The organism is Paraburkholderia azotifigens (genome assembly GCF_007995085.1).
Taxonomy (GTDB): Bacteria; Pseudomonadota; Gammaproteobacteria; order Burkholderiales; family Burkholderiaceae; genus Paraburkholderia; species Paraburkholderia azotifigens.
Map to the genome: position 1 here is coordinate 2,493,040 of NZ_VOQS01000003.1, position 14,001 is coordinate 2,507,040.

The 14,001-nt window shown below is 63.8% G+C and carries 13 protein-coding genes; 5 read left to right on the plus strand and 8 right to left on the minus strand.

Annotated elements, in window-relative coordinates; translation table 11 throughout:
- Positions 1–18: 18 nt before the first annotated feature.
- From FRZ40_RS28430 to FRZ40_RS28455, 7 genes are all read right to left on the minus strand, one after another.
- Positions 19–3,936 carry a tetratricopeptide repeat protein gene (locus FRZ40_RS28430; RefSeq protein WP_147236323.1) on the minus strand — a complete coding sequence of 1,306 codons (3,918 nt, stop codon included), beginning with the start codon at positions 3,934–3,936 and terminating at the stop codon, positions 19–21.
- Entirely contained in the window at positions 3,911–6,877 is a 2,967-nt protein-coding gene (locus FRZ40_RS28435) for a bifunctional glycoside hydrolase/polysaccharide deacetylase family protein (protein WP_147236324.1), read from the minus strand. Before FRZ40_RS28435 ends, FRZ40_RS28430 begins: the two co-directional genes overlap by 26 nt.
- Before the next feature lie 267 nt (positions 6,878–7,144).
- A complete protein-coding gene (locus FRZ40_RS28440; RefSeq protein WP_147236325.1) occupies positions 7,145–8,491 on the minus strand; it encodes a cation:proton antiporter in 1,347 nt (448 codons plus the stop codon).
- 22 nt (positions 8,492–8,513) lie between these two features.
- Positions 8,514–8,951, minus strand: a complete 438-nt coding sequence (locus tag FRZ40_RS28445; RefSeq protein ID WP_420873885.1) for a DUF3175 domain-containing protein — start codon at positions 8,949–8,951, stop codon at positions 8,514–8,516.
- 74 nt (positions 8,952–9,025) lie between these two features.
- Positions 9,026–9,556 carry a PRC-barrel domain-containing protein gene (locus FRZ40_RS28450; RefSeq protein ID WP_147236326.1) on the minus strand — a complete coding sequence of 177 codons (531 nt, stop codon included), beginning with the start codon at positions 9,554–9,556 and terminating at the stop codon, positions 9,026–9,028.
- Between the two features lie 111 nt (positions 9,557–9,667).
- Positions 9,668–9,805: a hypothetical protein gene (locus tag FRZ40_RS44135; RefSeq protein WP_158647038.1), complete on the minus strand. Its 138-nt coding sequence runs from the start codon at positions 9,803–9,805 to the stop codon at positions 9,668–9,670.
- A gap of 115 nt (positions 9,806–9,920) precedes the next feature.
- Positions 9,921–10,595: an HAD family hydrolase gene (locus FRZ40_RS28455; RefSeq protein WP_028366476.1), complete on the minus strand. Its 675-nt coding sequence runs from the start codon at positions 10,593–10,595 to the stop codon at positions 9,921–9,923.
- On the opposite strand from FRZ40_RS28455, the gene FRZ40_RS28460 reads away from it, so the two are divergent.
- The 4 genes from FRZ40_RS28460 (at position 10,594) to FRZ40_RS28475 (ending at position 12,023) form a co-directional block, all read left to right on the plus strand.
- Positions 10,594–10,851, plus strand: coding sequence for a hypothetical protein (locus FRZ40_RS28460; protein WP_147236327.1), 258 nt, complete (start codon positions 10,594–10,596; stop codon positions 10,849–10,851). The two genes, FRZ40_RS28455 and FRZ40_RS28460, sit on opposite strands and share 2 nt — an antisense overlap.
- Before the next feature lie 62 nt (positions 10,852–10,913).
- A complete protein-coding gene (locus FRZ40_RS28465; RefSeq protein ID WP_147236328.1) occupies positions 10,914–11,177 on the plus strand; it encodes a hypothetical protein in 264 nt (87 codons plus the stop codon).
- A gap of 103 nt (positions 11,178–11,280) precedes the next feature.
- On the plus strand, positions 11,281–11,472 hold the full coding sequence (locus FRZ40_RS28470) for a hypothetical protein (RefSeq protein ID WP_147236329.1): 192 nt from the start codon (positions 11,281–11,283) through the stop codon (positions 11,470–11,472).
- Positions 11,473–11,729: 257 nt separating this feature from the next.
- Entirely contained in the window at positions 11,730–12,023 is a 294-nt protein-coding gene (locus FRZ40_RS28475) for a hypothetical protein (protein WP_028366473.1), read from the plus strand.
- A gap of 12 nt (positions 12,024–12,035) precedes the next feature.
- Here FRZ40_RS28475 and FRZ40_RS28480 read toward each other — a convergent pair whose 3' ends face one another.
- Positions 12,036–13,253 (minus strand): DNA topoisomerase IB, encoded by a 1,218-nt coding sequence (locus FRZ40_RS28480; protein WP_147236330.1) that lies wholly within the window; start codon positions 13,251–13,253, stop codon positions 12,036–12,038.
- Between the two features lie 178 nt (positions 13,254–13,431).
- Here FRZ40_RS28480 and FRZ40_RS28485 point away from each other — a divergent pair, with 178 nt between their 5' ends.
- Positions 13,432–13,983 carry a type 1 glutamine amidotransferase domain-containing protein gene (locus FRZ40_RS28485; RefSeq protein ID WP_147236331.1) on the plus strand — a complete coding sequence of 184 codons (552 nt, stop codon included), beginning with the start codon at positions 13,432–13,434 and terminating at the stop codon, positions 13,981–13,983.
- Positions 13,984–14,001: the final 18 nt, after the last annotated feature.

A 14,001-nucleotide genomic window follows, 5' to 3' on the forward strand; every position in this document is an offset into this window, starting at 1 on the left:
GGACTCTTCAATACTTCGTCAATACAGATAGCGATACCGCGCGCCGACTTCCTTCACCGACGTCGAGTGGTTCGACGAAACACCTTGATACGCGCCGTAAAGCAGCATCTGGTCGTGGCCAAACACGCTGCCGGCGACGCCGAGTTCGGCCTGTCCCGACCAGCCCGCACGCGAGTCGCGGATCGGGCCGCCTGCGAACATCGGCCGCCATGCCTTCGAATACTGTTCGGGCAGATCGTCGCCGAACGAGAAGATCAGGCCGCCCTGCGTGAAGGTTTGCGGCATGAACGACGCGGCCGTGAACGGTGTGCTGTCGGGCAGCAGCACGCGCAGGCGCTCGCCTGGCGTGCCCGTGGCGTTGTACTGGCCATGCGCGAATACGGCGCGGATCGTGTAGTCGGGGTAATCGGCCTTGATCTTGTAGCCGACGTTCGCTTCGACGAGACTGCCGTTGCCGAGCGTCGAGCGGTCCTGGCCATGAAAGCGCGCATATTCGTAGCGCGCGCCGCCGAACCAGTGCGGGTCGAGCCGGTAGTTGAAGCCGAGCGTCGCGAGGTCTTTTGTGCCGCCCACCGTCAGTTGCGTCGATTCTGTCGCAGCCTGGTTGTAGCCGAGCGCGTATGTCAGCGTGAGGCGTTGCGTGACGCTGTACGTGCCGTCGACGCGCGCTATCGTGAAGTCTTCGAGCGCATTGCGGCGGCCGAGCGTCGCGTGCTCTTCGTCATATTGACCTTTGTGGCCGTAGATGGCTTCGGCGAGCCGGTCGTGTTTGGGCGCGTACGCGAGCTGTGAGCCGTCCACGGTCTGATCGCGCTGCTGATAGCGGAACTGCAGGTTCTGCGAAGGCGTAATACGCATGCTGCCCGTCGCCGATTCTTCCGTGAAGCGCAGCGAGCCCTGATCGACATAGCGGAACGCGCCCGCCAGCGCCTGCGCATTGCTGAGCAGCTGCTCGCGCGCCATGGCCTGCATCACTTCGTCGTCGGGCTCGCGCGTGAGGGATTCGAACGCGCTGGTTTGCGCCGCCGATGTGCGGCCCGTGAGCGCCTGCGCATCGACGCGGTTCTGCCGCGGCACCCGGTCGGGCAGCGTGTCGAGCAGGCGCGCCAGCTCGTTGACGTCGCCGTCGTTGATCGCGAGCTGCGCCTCGGCATACACAGGGCGCTGACTGTCGTCGATGTACTGCTTGTCGAGCCACGCGCGCTCCATGTCGGACGCGTTTTCATTTTGTGCCCACGAAATGGCCGCTTCGCGTGCGATCGACGAATAGAGGCGCTGCTGCTTGCGGATCTCGTCCTGTTTCGCGGGCGGCAACTGGCCGATATCCCCGAGTTCCGAAGCGGGCGGCTCGTCATTGCCCGAGCCGCCCGTTCCGTTTCGATCCGCGCGCAGCATGTCGATCAGCACGGCGCGCGAGCGGTCGCCATTGGCATAGAGTTGCGTGAGCGCGACGTAACGGCCGCGCAGATCGTCTTCCTCGGCCGCGGGCAGAGGCATGGCGTGAGACGGATCACGCCTTCGCCGCGCCAGTTCGATCCACACCTGCTTGCGCACGCGCCATGCTTCGTCGACGCGTCCATTCAGTTCCAGCGCGTCCGCGAACGTGAGCCGCCACAGCGGACTCTGCTTCGCTTGCGCCGCCTGCTTGTGCAGGTAGTGCAGCGCCTTGCGCCCGTCGCCGATGCGCAGCCACGCCGCGCCATACGCGGGCCAGAGTTGCGGATCGGTCTCGGCATCGCCGGCATGGCGGCGCAGTGCCGCGAGCAGCGCCGCATCCGTGCCGCGCTCGTTCAGCACCCAGAGGTACGCCGCGCGCGCTTCCGGGTTGTTCGGATCGAGCATGGCCGCGCGTTCGATATCGCGCAGTGCGGCATCGTTCGCGCCCGTCTGCCGTTCATATTCCGCGCGCGCCAGCAGGAACGCCGGCGACTGCCCGGCTGCCCGCAGCTGCTCCGGCGTGAGCGATGCAAGCAGCGTGCCGATGCGCCCCCACGCATGCGCGCGCTGATAACCATAGAGCGCTTCGGAGAGCGTGCGCGGCGGGCCGCCGTGACGGTACGCATATTCGGCGAGACGGCCCGCGTCGAGCGGCGAATCGTTGAAGAAGTTCGTCATCGCCTCGTAGTCTTGCGGATCGGCCTTGCCGCCCGCGATCAGCTGCTGGTAGCCGACCCGCGCATCGCGCGTGTTCTGGTTCGAATCGGCGAGCAGCGCATAGAAACGCCAGAAGTCGTCGTTCGATGCGGGCGCGGCGCGCTTCGCTTCGTTCATCGCGGCGAGCGCCGCGTCGAATTGCGTACGCGTATAGAGCATCGTGCCGATCTTCAGTCCGTACGCGGCGTTCGGGCCGTATTCGCGCTCGAGATCGCGCCACGTGCGCAGCGCGAGAGCGTCGTCGCCCTTGCGCTCGGCCACCTGCGCGTAACGTTCCATGGCCGCTCGCCGCAAAGGACCTGTGAAGCGCGACTGCAGATAGCGCAGCGCCGAGTCGGGGTCGGCGACCCGTTCGTACGAGAACACGACGGCATCGAGCAGCTTCAGATTGCCGGGCTGTCGATCGGCCTGGTGCAGCGTGACGGCAAGCATCGCCGCGTTGTCATTGAGGCCTGGCGCGAGGCGCGCGACCTGTTTCCAGTCGTCGTCGGTGCCGCGCATCGTTGCGATCGCCATGTAGTTGGCGAGCGCCACGTCCTGATGACGATTCCATTCGGCGACCTGCGCGAGACGCGCGCGCCATTCGATCGACTGCGGATCGCGGTCGACGGCCGATTGCGCGATGCGCTGCGCGTTTGCAACGTCGCCATTCGCGAGAAACACGCGATACGCGAGTTCGTAATCGGAGGCGGTGGCGCCGCTCGCGGGTTCGGACGCGGCGATGCGTTCGACTCGCGCGACATGCGTGACACTCGAAGCCTTGCCCAGCGCCCGGCGCAGCGCCGCGCCGCGCGACACAGGCGGCCGATACCACGCGGCGCGCAGCCACACGCCGTGTTCCGTTCGGTGTTCGACCAGACCCGCGCCGCCCGCGCGCTTCGGCTCATGAGACGCACGCAGCACAAAGGCCTGGGCGGGATCGAGCGCGGACATTTTCATCAACCGCTTCACGTATTTTTCCGCGAGGTCTGGACGGCCCGCCGACAGTGCGAGATTCGCGAGAAACCGCAAGGTATCGGGGTCGTCGGCGAGATCGCCGATGTGTGCGTCGGCGGCCTGCATCGTCGCGGCCATGTCGTTGCCCGATTGCAGCGCGCGCAAACCCGCGATGAACGCGGCGCGTTTTTCGTCGAGTGTCGTGGCTTGCGCCTGGGCAGCAAACCACGCATCGGCGGCCGCCCGATGCTGCTGGTTGCCGAGCTGCGTTTGCGCGAGCGCAGCGAGCCATTCGCGCGCATGCGCCGGATCGGACCTAGCGAGCAGCGAGTAGTAGCGCGCGGCGAGATCATTGTCGTTCAGTCCGCGCGCCTGCTGCGCGAGCATTTTCAGCTGCTCGTTGTCCCACCGGTCGGCGAGCGCTTCGTGCAATAGCGCATCGAGTTCGCGAATGCGCGCGGGGCGTGCCGGGTCGTTCGGTTTGAGCGAATAGAGGCGCTTCTGCGCAATCGACACGCGAATCGCCAATGCGCTGTGCCGCGCGTTCGCATCGTTGGACTGCGCGAGACGATCCAGAATGCGCGTCGCATCCGAGATGCGCTGGCCCTTCAGGTATTCGCGCGTCAACTCGGATAACACTTCCGCGTTGTCGGGATCGACGCGCAGCCACGCTTCCAGATAGGCGATCGTGAGACTGTCGACGTTTGCGCCCGCGAGCAGCCGCGATTCGATTTTTTCGCGCGGAAAGGCGAGCGCGAGCATCACGCCGACCAGCAGGCCGAGCACGAGAATCACAGCGGGCGAGAAGAGCCGCTGGCGGTCAGGTGTCGCAGGCGACGTCGACATGCAGTTGACGATAGTCGTTGGCAGTGCGGGTGATGGGGCGCTTCGTCACGCGGCATGCGCCTGCGTTGGCGAGGCGGAACCTCGGCGCGATGTGCGAGCGCAGATCGAACGAAAAGCCGCTGCGCGTGCGCACGAAATGATCGAGCATGCCGTTGGCTTCGGCGAGATAGGGCACAGGGCGGGGCGCACGCTGTGCAACCCGCTGTGCAACCCGCTGTGCAGCCGTTTCGTCGATCACGGCGAAGCGTGCGATGCCGTCGCCCGTCAGATGCACATAGGTGCCCCCCGGTCCCGGCAGATAGCCCGCAACGCCCGTCGCGCCCGCCATGTCGGGCACCTTGCCCGTGGGCAGACGCACCGTGCGCAGATTCGCTTCGTTGCGCACGACCCAGACGTTGCTGCCCGGCTCGTTATAAATGCTGGTGTCGAGCCAGTCGAGCACCTTGCGCGCGTATTCGGATGTGAACACGGGCGTGACGGGCTGTTTGAGCACGGTATCGAAGATCTCTTGCAACGCTTTCATCGACGCATACTTCGTGCCGGTGAACATGTGATAGTAGATGTCCATTGGCTTGAAGCGGATCGGCGTGTCGGTCATCGCGAAGGTTTCCAGCACGCGTGAAAAACCATAGAACGGCCCGTGCCAGAGGTCCGTATACAACTCTTCGTTCTGGTTCGGCGCGAAGATCTGGAAGTAGCCGTTCTTCATCACGCCGAGCGGTGCAATCGCGGCCCAGCTTGGAAAGCGCTTCGTGATGAGCGTGTCGCCGCCGTTCAGGTTCAGCACGCCGGCTTCATAAGCGGCCTTTAAGACAGGCGAGGGCACCTGGCAGTCGCCGCTCCACAACACCATGCGCACGGGTTTCGACGCAGGCGCGACGTTGCCGTCGATATAGTCGATCGAGCCTTTGATCTCGCGGTCGATATTGAAGCGGTAGCCCGCAATGTCGATCGACAGGCCGCTGCTGTTCGTCTGGCTGCTGCCTTCCGTCGGCGTGTCGCGCGTGTCGGTCACGCCGAGCCCGGTGACGCGCATCCATTGCAGCGGGTGCGTGTAGGTGTGCGTCGCGACTTCGACATTCGGCAATTCAAAGATCTTTCTGCCGATCGCGCGCAAATGCGGGGCGAAGCTTTTGAACGGGCCTTCGTCGCTGACTTCGCCTTCGATCAGCGACACCGTGGTGGGCATGCCCGAATCGCGCAACAGCTGATACAGCATGTCGCCCGAATACTGCGGCGTGATGTCGGTGTTGGCCGGCTTGTTATTGGTGTACTCGGCGCGCGACGCAAACCCGTCACCGTCGATATGCGACATCAGCAGGCGCCCGCCGTTCTCCGTCGTGGTATCGGGCACGGGCATATCGGTATTCAGCCGTAGGGCCGTACGCAGGAATTCGATCGGGTGGGCGACCCAGCGTGCCTGATTCACGGCTTCGAGTTGATAAACGCCGAATGGACGCATTGCATAACCGCCCCAGGGCGTGATGCCCGCGCCATCGATCACGAAGTTTCCCGAACGCAGGCGCAGCAGCGAACGGCTATGCGGCCCGACACGGACCGGCGTGAAATCGCGTGCCGACGGACGCGGCTTCATTTCGAAGCCCATCAGTTTCGGATCGTACGATTCGACGTCGAGCTTGCCATTCGACGGCGCGCCCGTCACCGTTTCGAGGTCGAGCTTCTTCGCGAGGTCGGGGTCCATCTGCGTGCCGAAGGTCGTGAACACGGCAATCGGCATCTTTGCGTCGACCTGCGCGATGAGCCAGTCGCGATAGGCGTTGCTGTTCGGCACCTGGCCTTCGAGCCACAGCACGATGCCTGCATAGCGGTTGCGCAGATCGCCTTCCGGCAGCGGATCGCGCGCGTCGCGATAGTCGATCCGGTAGCCCAGGTAGTTGAGCGGCATCGCGAGGAAGCGCACGCCGGGCGATACGTTCAGGTCGGTGCGCAGCGGCGGATCCTGAATGACCAGAACGCGCCGTTTGACGGGTTCGACAGCGCCGACGCCCATCGTCGCGAGCGCGCCGTCCGTCACGTATGGCACGATGCCTTGCGCCTTGATCTTCGCGATGGTGTCCTGCTGGCAGGCACGATCGGCGGGCGCGCAATAGTCGATCGAAATGACGGGCAGGCGATATTGCTCGCGTATCGTCTTTGCCTGACCGAGCAGCCATGCGCGGTCCTGCTCGGGCACGTCTGTGTAGCGCTGTTGCGCCTGGTTCCAGCCGCGATACAGCGATTCGAACGCAACCGCGTATACGAGATCGTGGACCTGCGGAAGAATCTCGAAGCCGCGATTGAAGATCAGCTTCGCATCGGGATAACGCGCCTTGATCGCGCGAATCACATTCGCGAGTCCTTCCGTCTGGCGTGTGCGTGCTTCATCCGTCTTCGCGACCAGTTGCCACGAATCCATCGTGTCGAGAAAGAATCCGCGATAGCCTTTGTCCCACAGCGGCTTGATCACATGCTCGACAAAGAACGCGGGCCATTCCGGCTGGCTCTGATCGACCACACGCGATGCCCACGATTCATTGCGTCCCGCCAGCCAGCTCTTGGGCAGCGCCGCGTAATAGCTGCGCGACGGCAGAACTTCGCCGACGCTTGCATAAGCGAACCAGGTGGTGTGCGGCAAACGGTGCGCAAGCGGATCGAAGCCGCTATCGGGTTCGACGACGGCGGCGTCGAATGCGGAAAGCATCTCGACGGGCGGCGTCTTGCCGTAATAGAGCGCAAATGAAGGCTGCGCGACAGCTTGTTGAATGTCTTCTGCCAACGCGGCATGAAGGGGCCATGCCAAAGCAATGACGGCCAGCAGCGATGCATGACGGCATGGCACGCCAACGTGCCGCAAGCGCACAGTGCAAGCCGTCAAAGGAAGCATTCGCATGAATGCGCAAATGAATTCCCTCGAATAACGATGCAAGTCGCTTAACGTCATTGACAGTGTTCTGCTATGAAATGGCAGATTGATGTTGTGACGTCTTGTTCTGCTCAATTGCGTCAGCGCCTATGATAGACAACATTCCAGTGTGCGCCTAGCCTCATTCTTGCTTACCAGAAGCGCGCGGTCGCAAACGGAGCACGTGTCCTAAAAGTGAAGCGCTTTTGTATTCGTCTTGCATGGCGGCTTGTGTTAAAGCGAATAAGCCGCTTAAAGACAGCTTAAAGACCGCTTTAAGACCGATTATCGTGCTTTGGCGACGGCTTATCGATCTGGATCACGAAACCGGTGATACCAGTTCATCAACGGCGTGGCAGTGACGCCGTGCAGGATGACGGACGACGTGATGACCGCGAGTGTCAGCGGGACAAGCGGGAGCAGGGCTTGCGTGTGCCCGGCCGGCACCGACTCGAGCGCGAGCGCAAGGTAATAGAAAGACCCGATCCCGCGAATGCCGAACCAGCTCATCAAGCGGCGTTGCGCCTGCGAAGCGCTCGAACCCAACAGCGATGCTTCCACCGCAAAAGGCCGCACCACGAAGAACAGCACGGCGATCAATACGGCGCTTTGCCACGTGAAAAGCGTGCTGCGGGAGGCGGCCAATAATGTGGCCAGTACATTGCCGACGATCATCATCACGGCGACCTCGGCAATACGTTCGAGTTCGATCGTAAAGCCGAGCACCGACTCGGCCATATAGGCGTGAGCCTTTTGCGGATCGGCGGCCGTCGCGACGACGTCTTCGGAATCGACGGTGCCGATCGCTTCGCGCGGCGAACGTCCGCCGCTCGCACGATGCTCGACGCGGCGCATCGCGACGCCCGCAGCGAACACGGCGACGAATCCATTGCAGTGCGCGAGCTGCGCCGCGCCGAATGCAAGCCCGATCAGGCCAAGCGCGAAGAACCCTTCGAGGCCGAGCGCCTGCGCATGCCGCGTGCGCAGCCATGCAACCGAACCGGTCATGATCCAGCCCAGCCCGCCGCCGATAGCAAGACCGCCCGCGATGCCCGCCCCCGATTCGAGCGCAAAGCGCCAGGCTGGCCCGCCGAGGCGGTCCGTCACGTCCGGCGCACACAGCGCGAGGCCGAGCAACGCGAAGGGCAGCGCGATACCGTCGTTCAATCCGCCTTCACCCGATAGAGAAAAGCGCAACAGGTCGAGGTCGCCGGAATCCTGCACCTGGACGTCGTGCGCGAGCACCGGGTCGGTTGGCGCGAGCGTGGCCGCGAGCAGCAGCGACGGACCCCAGTCGAGACCGAGCAGCAGCACGCCCGCGAGCGTCAGCAGCGGAATGGTCAACAGCATTGCGATGAAGCCGAGCCGCAGCGGCAGCGCCCACATCGGCGCGACGAGAGGCAGCCGCAGGCGCAAGCCGATGGCGAACAGCGAGACGAGCAATGCGACTTCCACGACGGGCCGCAGAACATGCGCGTCGCGCGCGATATCGAGTTGCAGCAGGCCAAGCCCCGACGGACCGAGCGCAAAGCCGATCGCGAGATAGAGCATGGCGGCCGACAGCGGCAGGCGCTTGAACGTCGTCGCGGCGACGCCCATGAAGATCAATACGCCGCCGACGATCAGATACCACCAGACAGTCTCTGCATGCATCAGTACGTGACGCGCCGCATGATCACGGCGCGCGGCCGAACGCTTCGCGCAGCTTGCGTTTGGCCTGCTGCAGCGTGTTCTTGCGCGTCTTCGGCAGATTGCGGCCTGCGCGGTTGATGTAGAAATTGAGCATCGACATCGCCGACTGGAACGGCGTGCCCTTGCGCCGTTTGCTGTGCGTCGATGAGCGCTTCAGCGATTGCGCGATCTCATCGGCGGACCCCGTCTTGAAGATGTCTTTCTCGATGTCCATCGCGTCGCTGGTTTCCATCACATGATGCGACCAGTACTTCGAATTACGCTTTGAGCGGCTCGAAGCCGCCGAACGTTCGCGATGTGCGGCCTGCGCCTGCGAGTGGCGTTGGCGAGCCGGACGGCCGCCTTTCTTGCGCGTCGACGCATGCGCGACGGGCTTCTTCGAGCGCGATGTGCCGCTGTGTTTCGTGGTGGTAGCCATCATGTTCCCTGTCTGAAACGGCGTCCGCCCGCTATGCTGGCGTAGCGTTGCGTTGCGTTGCGAGCGGACGCGAATCGCTACAGCTTGACGCCCCCGGCCTCGGGCGCGTCCGACGAGCCGGGCTCGACATCGCCGACGCCAGATTTCTTGTCGCGCCACTCGTCGTTGCCCCCGGGGTTGCCCCCGGTGTTGCCCCAGTACGGCTCGCGCCCGTAATACTGATGGATCGACGTGGCCCAAGTCGGATCGGCCATCGACGGCCAATGATCCTTGTTGAAACCCGGCGCGTTCTTCACGCTCTGCGTCGGCATGTCGAGCAGAAAGCATTTGCGATCCACGTGGAGCGTGAGCGCGCTCCATGGGATCGCGAGCAGCTTGTCGCCGATGCCGAGAAAGCCGCCGCTCGACAGCACCGCGTAGGCGATGCGCCCCGAGCGCACGTCGAGCATGATGTCCTTGATCTTGCCGATGTCGTCGCCATCGGCGCTCAGCACCTTGTCGCCATCGAGCGTGTCGGCCGCCATCACGTCGGGCCCCGGGCCGCGCGTCGTGCCGCGTGTCGCGCCGACGATGTTCGCGCCTGCGCCCGTCTGGTTCTGCAGCGTCATGATGTCCTCTCCCTCGGTTTCTTCAAGCGTTCGTCCGAACTTCGCCTACTTCGTTAAACTGGAAAGCAACCGCTATTCCTTATCCGCGCCTTGCTTTACACGTTGCAAGGCTCAGCCGGCTTCGCCGACCTCTACGGGATCGGGCAGTTCGGGCAAGTCCTTCGACCTGTCGGGCGGCTTCGGCTCGTTGCGCGGCGCGTCGTCCGGGCGCGTCTCCGAAATGTCGTTGGCGTTCTGATCGCGAGTCATGATCGCTCCTGTCTGTGCGTGAATGTCCACGATGGAAGCGCTGCACGTGGCGTGCCACGCGGCACGCCGTGCAGTTTCGATGAAAGGCAGAGGGAAAGGGAAAGGGCGAAGGACGTTAAGGCCGTGCAGCGATTTCGTCGAGGTGCTCGAGCAGATCCGCCGGATCTTCATAGACGCGCAGCGCGCCGGAGCGCTCGAGTTCTTCCTGGCCGTAGCCGCCCGACAGCAGGCCGACGCCGAGCGCGCGGCAGCGGCGCGCGGCAAGCATGTCCCAGATGCTGTCGCCGACGACGATGGCATGCTCGATCTGCACCTTCAGACGATGTGCTGCTGCGACGAACAGGTCGGGATCGGGCTTCGCGTATTTGACGTCGTCGCGCGTCACGACGACGGTCTTCGACGGGTCGACGCCGAGCGCCTCGAGATTCACGGCGGCCGTTTCCATTCGTCCGCTGGTCGCAATCGCCCACGGCGTGCCGCTTTCCGTCAACGCAGCCAGCAGCGCCTTCGCGCCGGGCAGTGGCCGCACCTGCGCGTGCAACTGCTTGTACGCGCGGGCGTGCGCGCGCCGCAGCCGCTCGACGCGTTCGATGCTCATGTCGCCGCCCGTTTCGCGCAACAGCTGATTCGTGAAGAGCCCGCCGCTCATGCCGATCTTGCGATGGATGCGCCACACCGACAACTCGATGCCTTCTTCGTCGAGTGCCTCTTTCCATGCGAGCACATGCTGATACACGCTGTCGACGAGCGTGCCGTCGAGGTCGAACAGAAACGATGTCGAGATACGCATGAAGTCATTCTCCTGGGTTGAATGTGAATGGCGTGAAGGGCAACGGGTCAAGTGCTGCCGCCATATTGCGCCCTTTATCGCACGAAAGATTTACGTCCTCTTTGTAATTATCAAACGGCGCGCGGACATGCATCGCGCAAGCGGGCGCGAGAAGCCGCCGCAAACTTGCGAAGAATCGCCGAAAAGAGTGCTGTCCTGGCCGCACAGCGAGAGCTGGCGCGGCCTTGCAGGGGCACAGCGCTTGCTCGAACTCTGATTGGCAGCAACAGGTTTCGCGGTGGTCGGCCGCATTCCATTCACTCAGAGAGGGATACGTAGATGAGTAACAGAAAGGCATGGATCGTTGCGGCATTGTTTGCGTTGTCGGGCGGCGCATTTGCGCAAGGCGGCAACGGCGGCGGATCGGCGGGCGGCGGCGGCAACGGCGCCGGCATGAGTTCGTCGGACCAGGCAGGGGTTGGGGCGGCTTCTTCGGGCACGCACGCAGCGAAGAAGCACAAGAAGTCGTCGCACACGAAACCCGCTACCGATACGACCAACATGCCGGGCGCGGACGCGAGCAGCGATACGAAGGGCCAGTGACGAAAGGGCCAGTGAAGAAAGGGCCAGTCACGCTACAGCATGGATGTAACGGTGTGTCCGGCGTCCGCACGGCGCCGGACCAGCAACGAAGACGGGAGGGTCCATGACGAAGTCAGTATGGAAACAGGCATTGCTTGCGATGGCTGTCGCAGCGTTGTCGTTGGGCGCCGCCTGCAAGAAGGCGGACAACAGCAGCGCCGATACGGCAGCGAGTGGCAGCGCACCGGCTGCGGCTGCCGCCACGGGCGGCATGGGCGCGAGCGGCACTGCCGCCGCGTCGGGCGCAAGCCAGTGACACGGGTTCATGGTCGCACCGGCGGATCATGTTGATGCGAACGCGAATGGACGAATCGATTCGACGCCGCGCTGCTTCATCGAGGACTTGAAGAGCACGGCATGACTGCGGCAGGTGGCGATCCGCCTGGCGGACGGCGATGGACTCTTGAGAATGGACTCTCGAGCCCGTTATCGCGTTCGACGGGCGATCCAGCGTTGCACGGCATCACGATCGGCCGGGGCAACGGACACGGCTGCGCATGTGGAGGTGATGCGATGCGATCGAAGATTCACTTTCAGAGCAACATCTGCGGCGGCGATTTTCAGCACGTCAAGGACTGCTTCCACGTCTGGAAGAACCAGCCTCTTGTGTACCGGATGAACCAGCACATGTTCGAAGGCAAGCGCGAAGTGCGACCGCTTGCGGGCGATCGCGTCTTTGACGATGCGGAAGCCGCGCAACGCACGCTGCTGAAAACGTGCGGTCCGAACGACAACTACGCGCTGGCCGCGCAGATTCACAACGACGAACGCGACATGTGGCTGGTGATGGCCGCATACGAAGAGTAATACGGCGACGCGTTACCGGGCGGCACCGGCGGCGCGCTTTCGCGCACCCGTCTGCTTGCGCAGCGCGCGAGACTTTCTGAGCAGCGTCGCGAGCCGCCTGTTTTCGATGTCCTTTTCGGCATCCGCACGCGCGGATGCCTTGCCGTTTTTACGCGCGCTGCGGCTTGCGAGCCGCTCGCGCTTTTGCACGTGGGCGAGCAGCGCGGCGAATGCGGCCTCGTCGACCTTCATGTAGCGTTTCGTGCGCTGCGGCAGCAACGCCTGCAGTTCGCCCGCTTCGAACGCGGCGATCACTTCGGGATGGATATAGCAGCGCCGGCAAACAGCGGGCGTATTGCGCAGCAGCGTCGCAACGTCCTTCACGGTCGCGACGACATGGCGGCGCGCGTCGGCGGCGCTCTCGCACACGAGTTCGCGCAGCGCGGCCATTGCGTACACGCTGCCCGCCCATGTGCGGTAGTCCTTCGCGGTGAAATCCGCGTGGCTCACTTCGCGCAGGTAATCGTTGATGTCGGCCGAGCCGATCGTATGGCGCGCGCCTTCCTCGTCGACATACTTGAAGAGATCGTGGCCCGGCAGTTCCGCGCACTGGCGGATGATGCGCTTCACGCGCGGATTGTCGACTGTCACGTCGTGCTCGATGCCGCTCTTTCCTGCGAACCGGAAACGCACTTCGCCCGCGCGAATGGTGACGTGCTTCTTGCGCAGCGTCGTGAGCCCATACGACTGGTTTTCACGCGCATATTCGACACTGCCGATACGGATCAGCGTCGTGTCGAGCAGATGCACGACCGCCGCGATCACCTTCTCGCGCGGCATGCCGTCACGCGTGAGATCGCGTGCGACGCGTGCGCGTATCTTCGGCAGCGCCTGGCCGAACGCAGCCATGCGGCTGAACTTGTCGGCGTCGCGCGTCTCGCGCCATTGCGGGTGGTAGCGATACTGCTTGCGGCCGCGTGCATCGCGTCCCGTCGCCTGAATGTGGCCGCGCGGGTCGGGGCAGATCCACACGTCGGTATAGGCGGGCGGTATCGCCAATGCGTTGATGCGCGCGATCTGCGCGTCATCGCCGATGCGCTTGCCGTCGAGATCGAAATAGACGAACGCGTTGCGCAGCTTTTTGCGGGTGAAGCCGGGCCGCGTATCGTCCGCGTGCCGCAAGCCTGCGGGCAAGGTATTCGACAGACCTTCGGCGATCGCGTCAATCGTGCCGCGTGTCATCGTTTTCATTCGAGTTCCCGGTTCCCTGTTACGGCAGCGCCGTGCAATAGCAATGCCCGAACGTTGTCCGCGCATTGCAGGCGATGCGGCATTCTTCGTGGGCACCGAACTTGCTCGTCTCCCACTACGAATAGCCAGCAATAGTCAGCAATAGCCAGCAATAGCCAGCAAGCAAGGGAGGACATACATGGCTCACGCACTCGCGGGATGCAAGGTGGCCGTACTGGCCGTCGACGGATTTGAACAGGCCGAGTTGATCGAGCCGCGCCGCGCGCTCACGGAAGCGGGCGCGACCGTCCACGTAATTTCTGCCAGGGCGGGGAAGATTCAGGGCTTCAGGCATGTGGACAAGGGCGACAGCGTCGATGTCGATGCGACCTTCGACAAGGCTGCCCCAGGCGATTACGACGCAGTGGTGCTGCCGGGCGGTGTCGTGAACGGCGATGCGATCCGTCTGCTGCCGCAGGCGCAGGCCTTCGTGAAGGCCGTCGATCAGGCGAAAAAACCGGTTGCCGTGATCTGCCACGGCACATGGCTGCCCGTGTCGGCGGGACTGGTCAAGGGCCGCACGGTGACGAGCTGGCCGAGCCTGCAGGACGACATTCGCAATGCGGGCGGCACGTGGGTCGACAAGGAAGTGGTCGAGGACGGCAACTTCATCACGAGCCGCAAACCCGACGATCTGCCCGCGTTCAACAGAGCGCTGATCGCGCAACTGTCGAAGAAGAAAGCGGCGTGACGGCAACGCGCACTGCGC

Bases quoted from the DNA above. Each gene is read 5' to 3' on its own strand.
- FRZ40_RS28480 (WP_147236330.1), bottom strand. From the start codon at position 13,253: ATGAAAACGATGACACGCGGCACGATTGACGCGATCGCCGAAGGTCTG.
- FRZ40_RS28430 (WP_147236323.1), bottom strand. From the start codon at position 3,936: ATGTCGACGTCGCCTGCGACACCTGACCGCCAGCGGCTCTTCTCGCCC.
- FRZ40_RS28465 (WP_147236328.1), top strand. From the start codon at position 10,914: ATGAGTAACAGAAAGGCATGGATCGTTGCGGCATTGTTTGCGTTGTCG.
- FRZ40_RS28435 (WP_147236324.1), bottom strand. From the start codon at position 6,877: ATGACGTTAAGCGACTTGCATCGTTATTCGAGGGAATTCATTTGCGCA.
- FRZ40_RS28485 (WP_147236331.1), top strand. From the start codon at position 13,432: ATGGCTCACGCACTCGCGGGATGCAAGGTGGCCGTACTGGCCGTCGAC.
- FRZ40_RS28450 (WP_147236326.1), bottom strand. From the start codon at position 9,556: ATGACGCTGCAGAACCAGACGGGCGCAGGCGCGAACATCGTCGGCGCG.
- FRZ40_RS28440 (WP_147236325.1), bottom strand. From the start codon at position 8,491: ATGCATGCAGAGACTGTCTGGTGGTATCTGATCGTCGGCGGCGTATTG.
- FRZ40_RS28445 (WP_420873885.1), bottom strand. From the start codon at position 8,951: ATGATGGCTACCACCACGAAACACAGCGGCACATCGCGCTCGAAGAAG.
- FRZ40_RS28460 (WP_147236327.1), top strand. From the start codon at position 10,594: ATGAAGTCATTCTCCTGGGTTGAATGTGAATGGCGTGAAGGGCAACGG.
- FRZ40_RS28475 (WP_028366473.1), top strand. From the start codon at position 11,730: ATGCGATCGAAGATTCACTTTCAGAGCAACATCTGCGGCGGCGATTTT.
- FRZ40_RS44135 (WP_158647038.1), bottom strand. From the start codon at position 9,805: ATGACTCGCGATCAGAACGCCAACGACATTTCGGAGACGCGCCCGGAC.
- FRZ40_RS28455 (WP_028366476.1), bottom strand. From the start codon at position 10,595: ATGCGTATCTCGACATCGTTTCTGTTCGACCTCGACGGCACGCTCGTC.
- FRZ40_RS28470 (WP_147236329.1), top strand. From the start codon at position 11,281: ATGACGAAGTCAGTATGGAAACAGGCATTGCTTGCGATGGCTGTCGCA.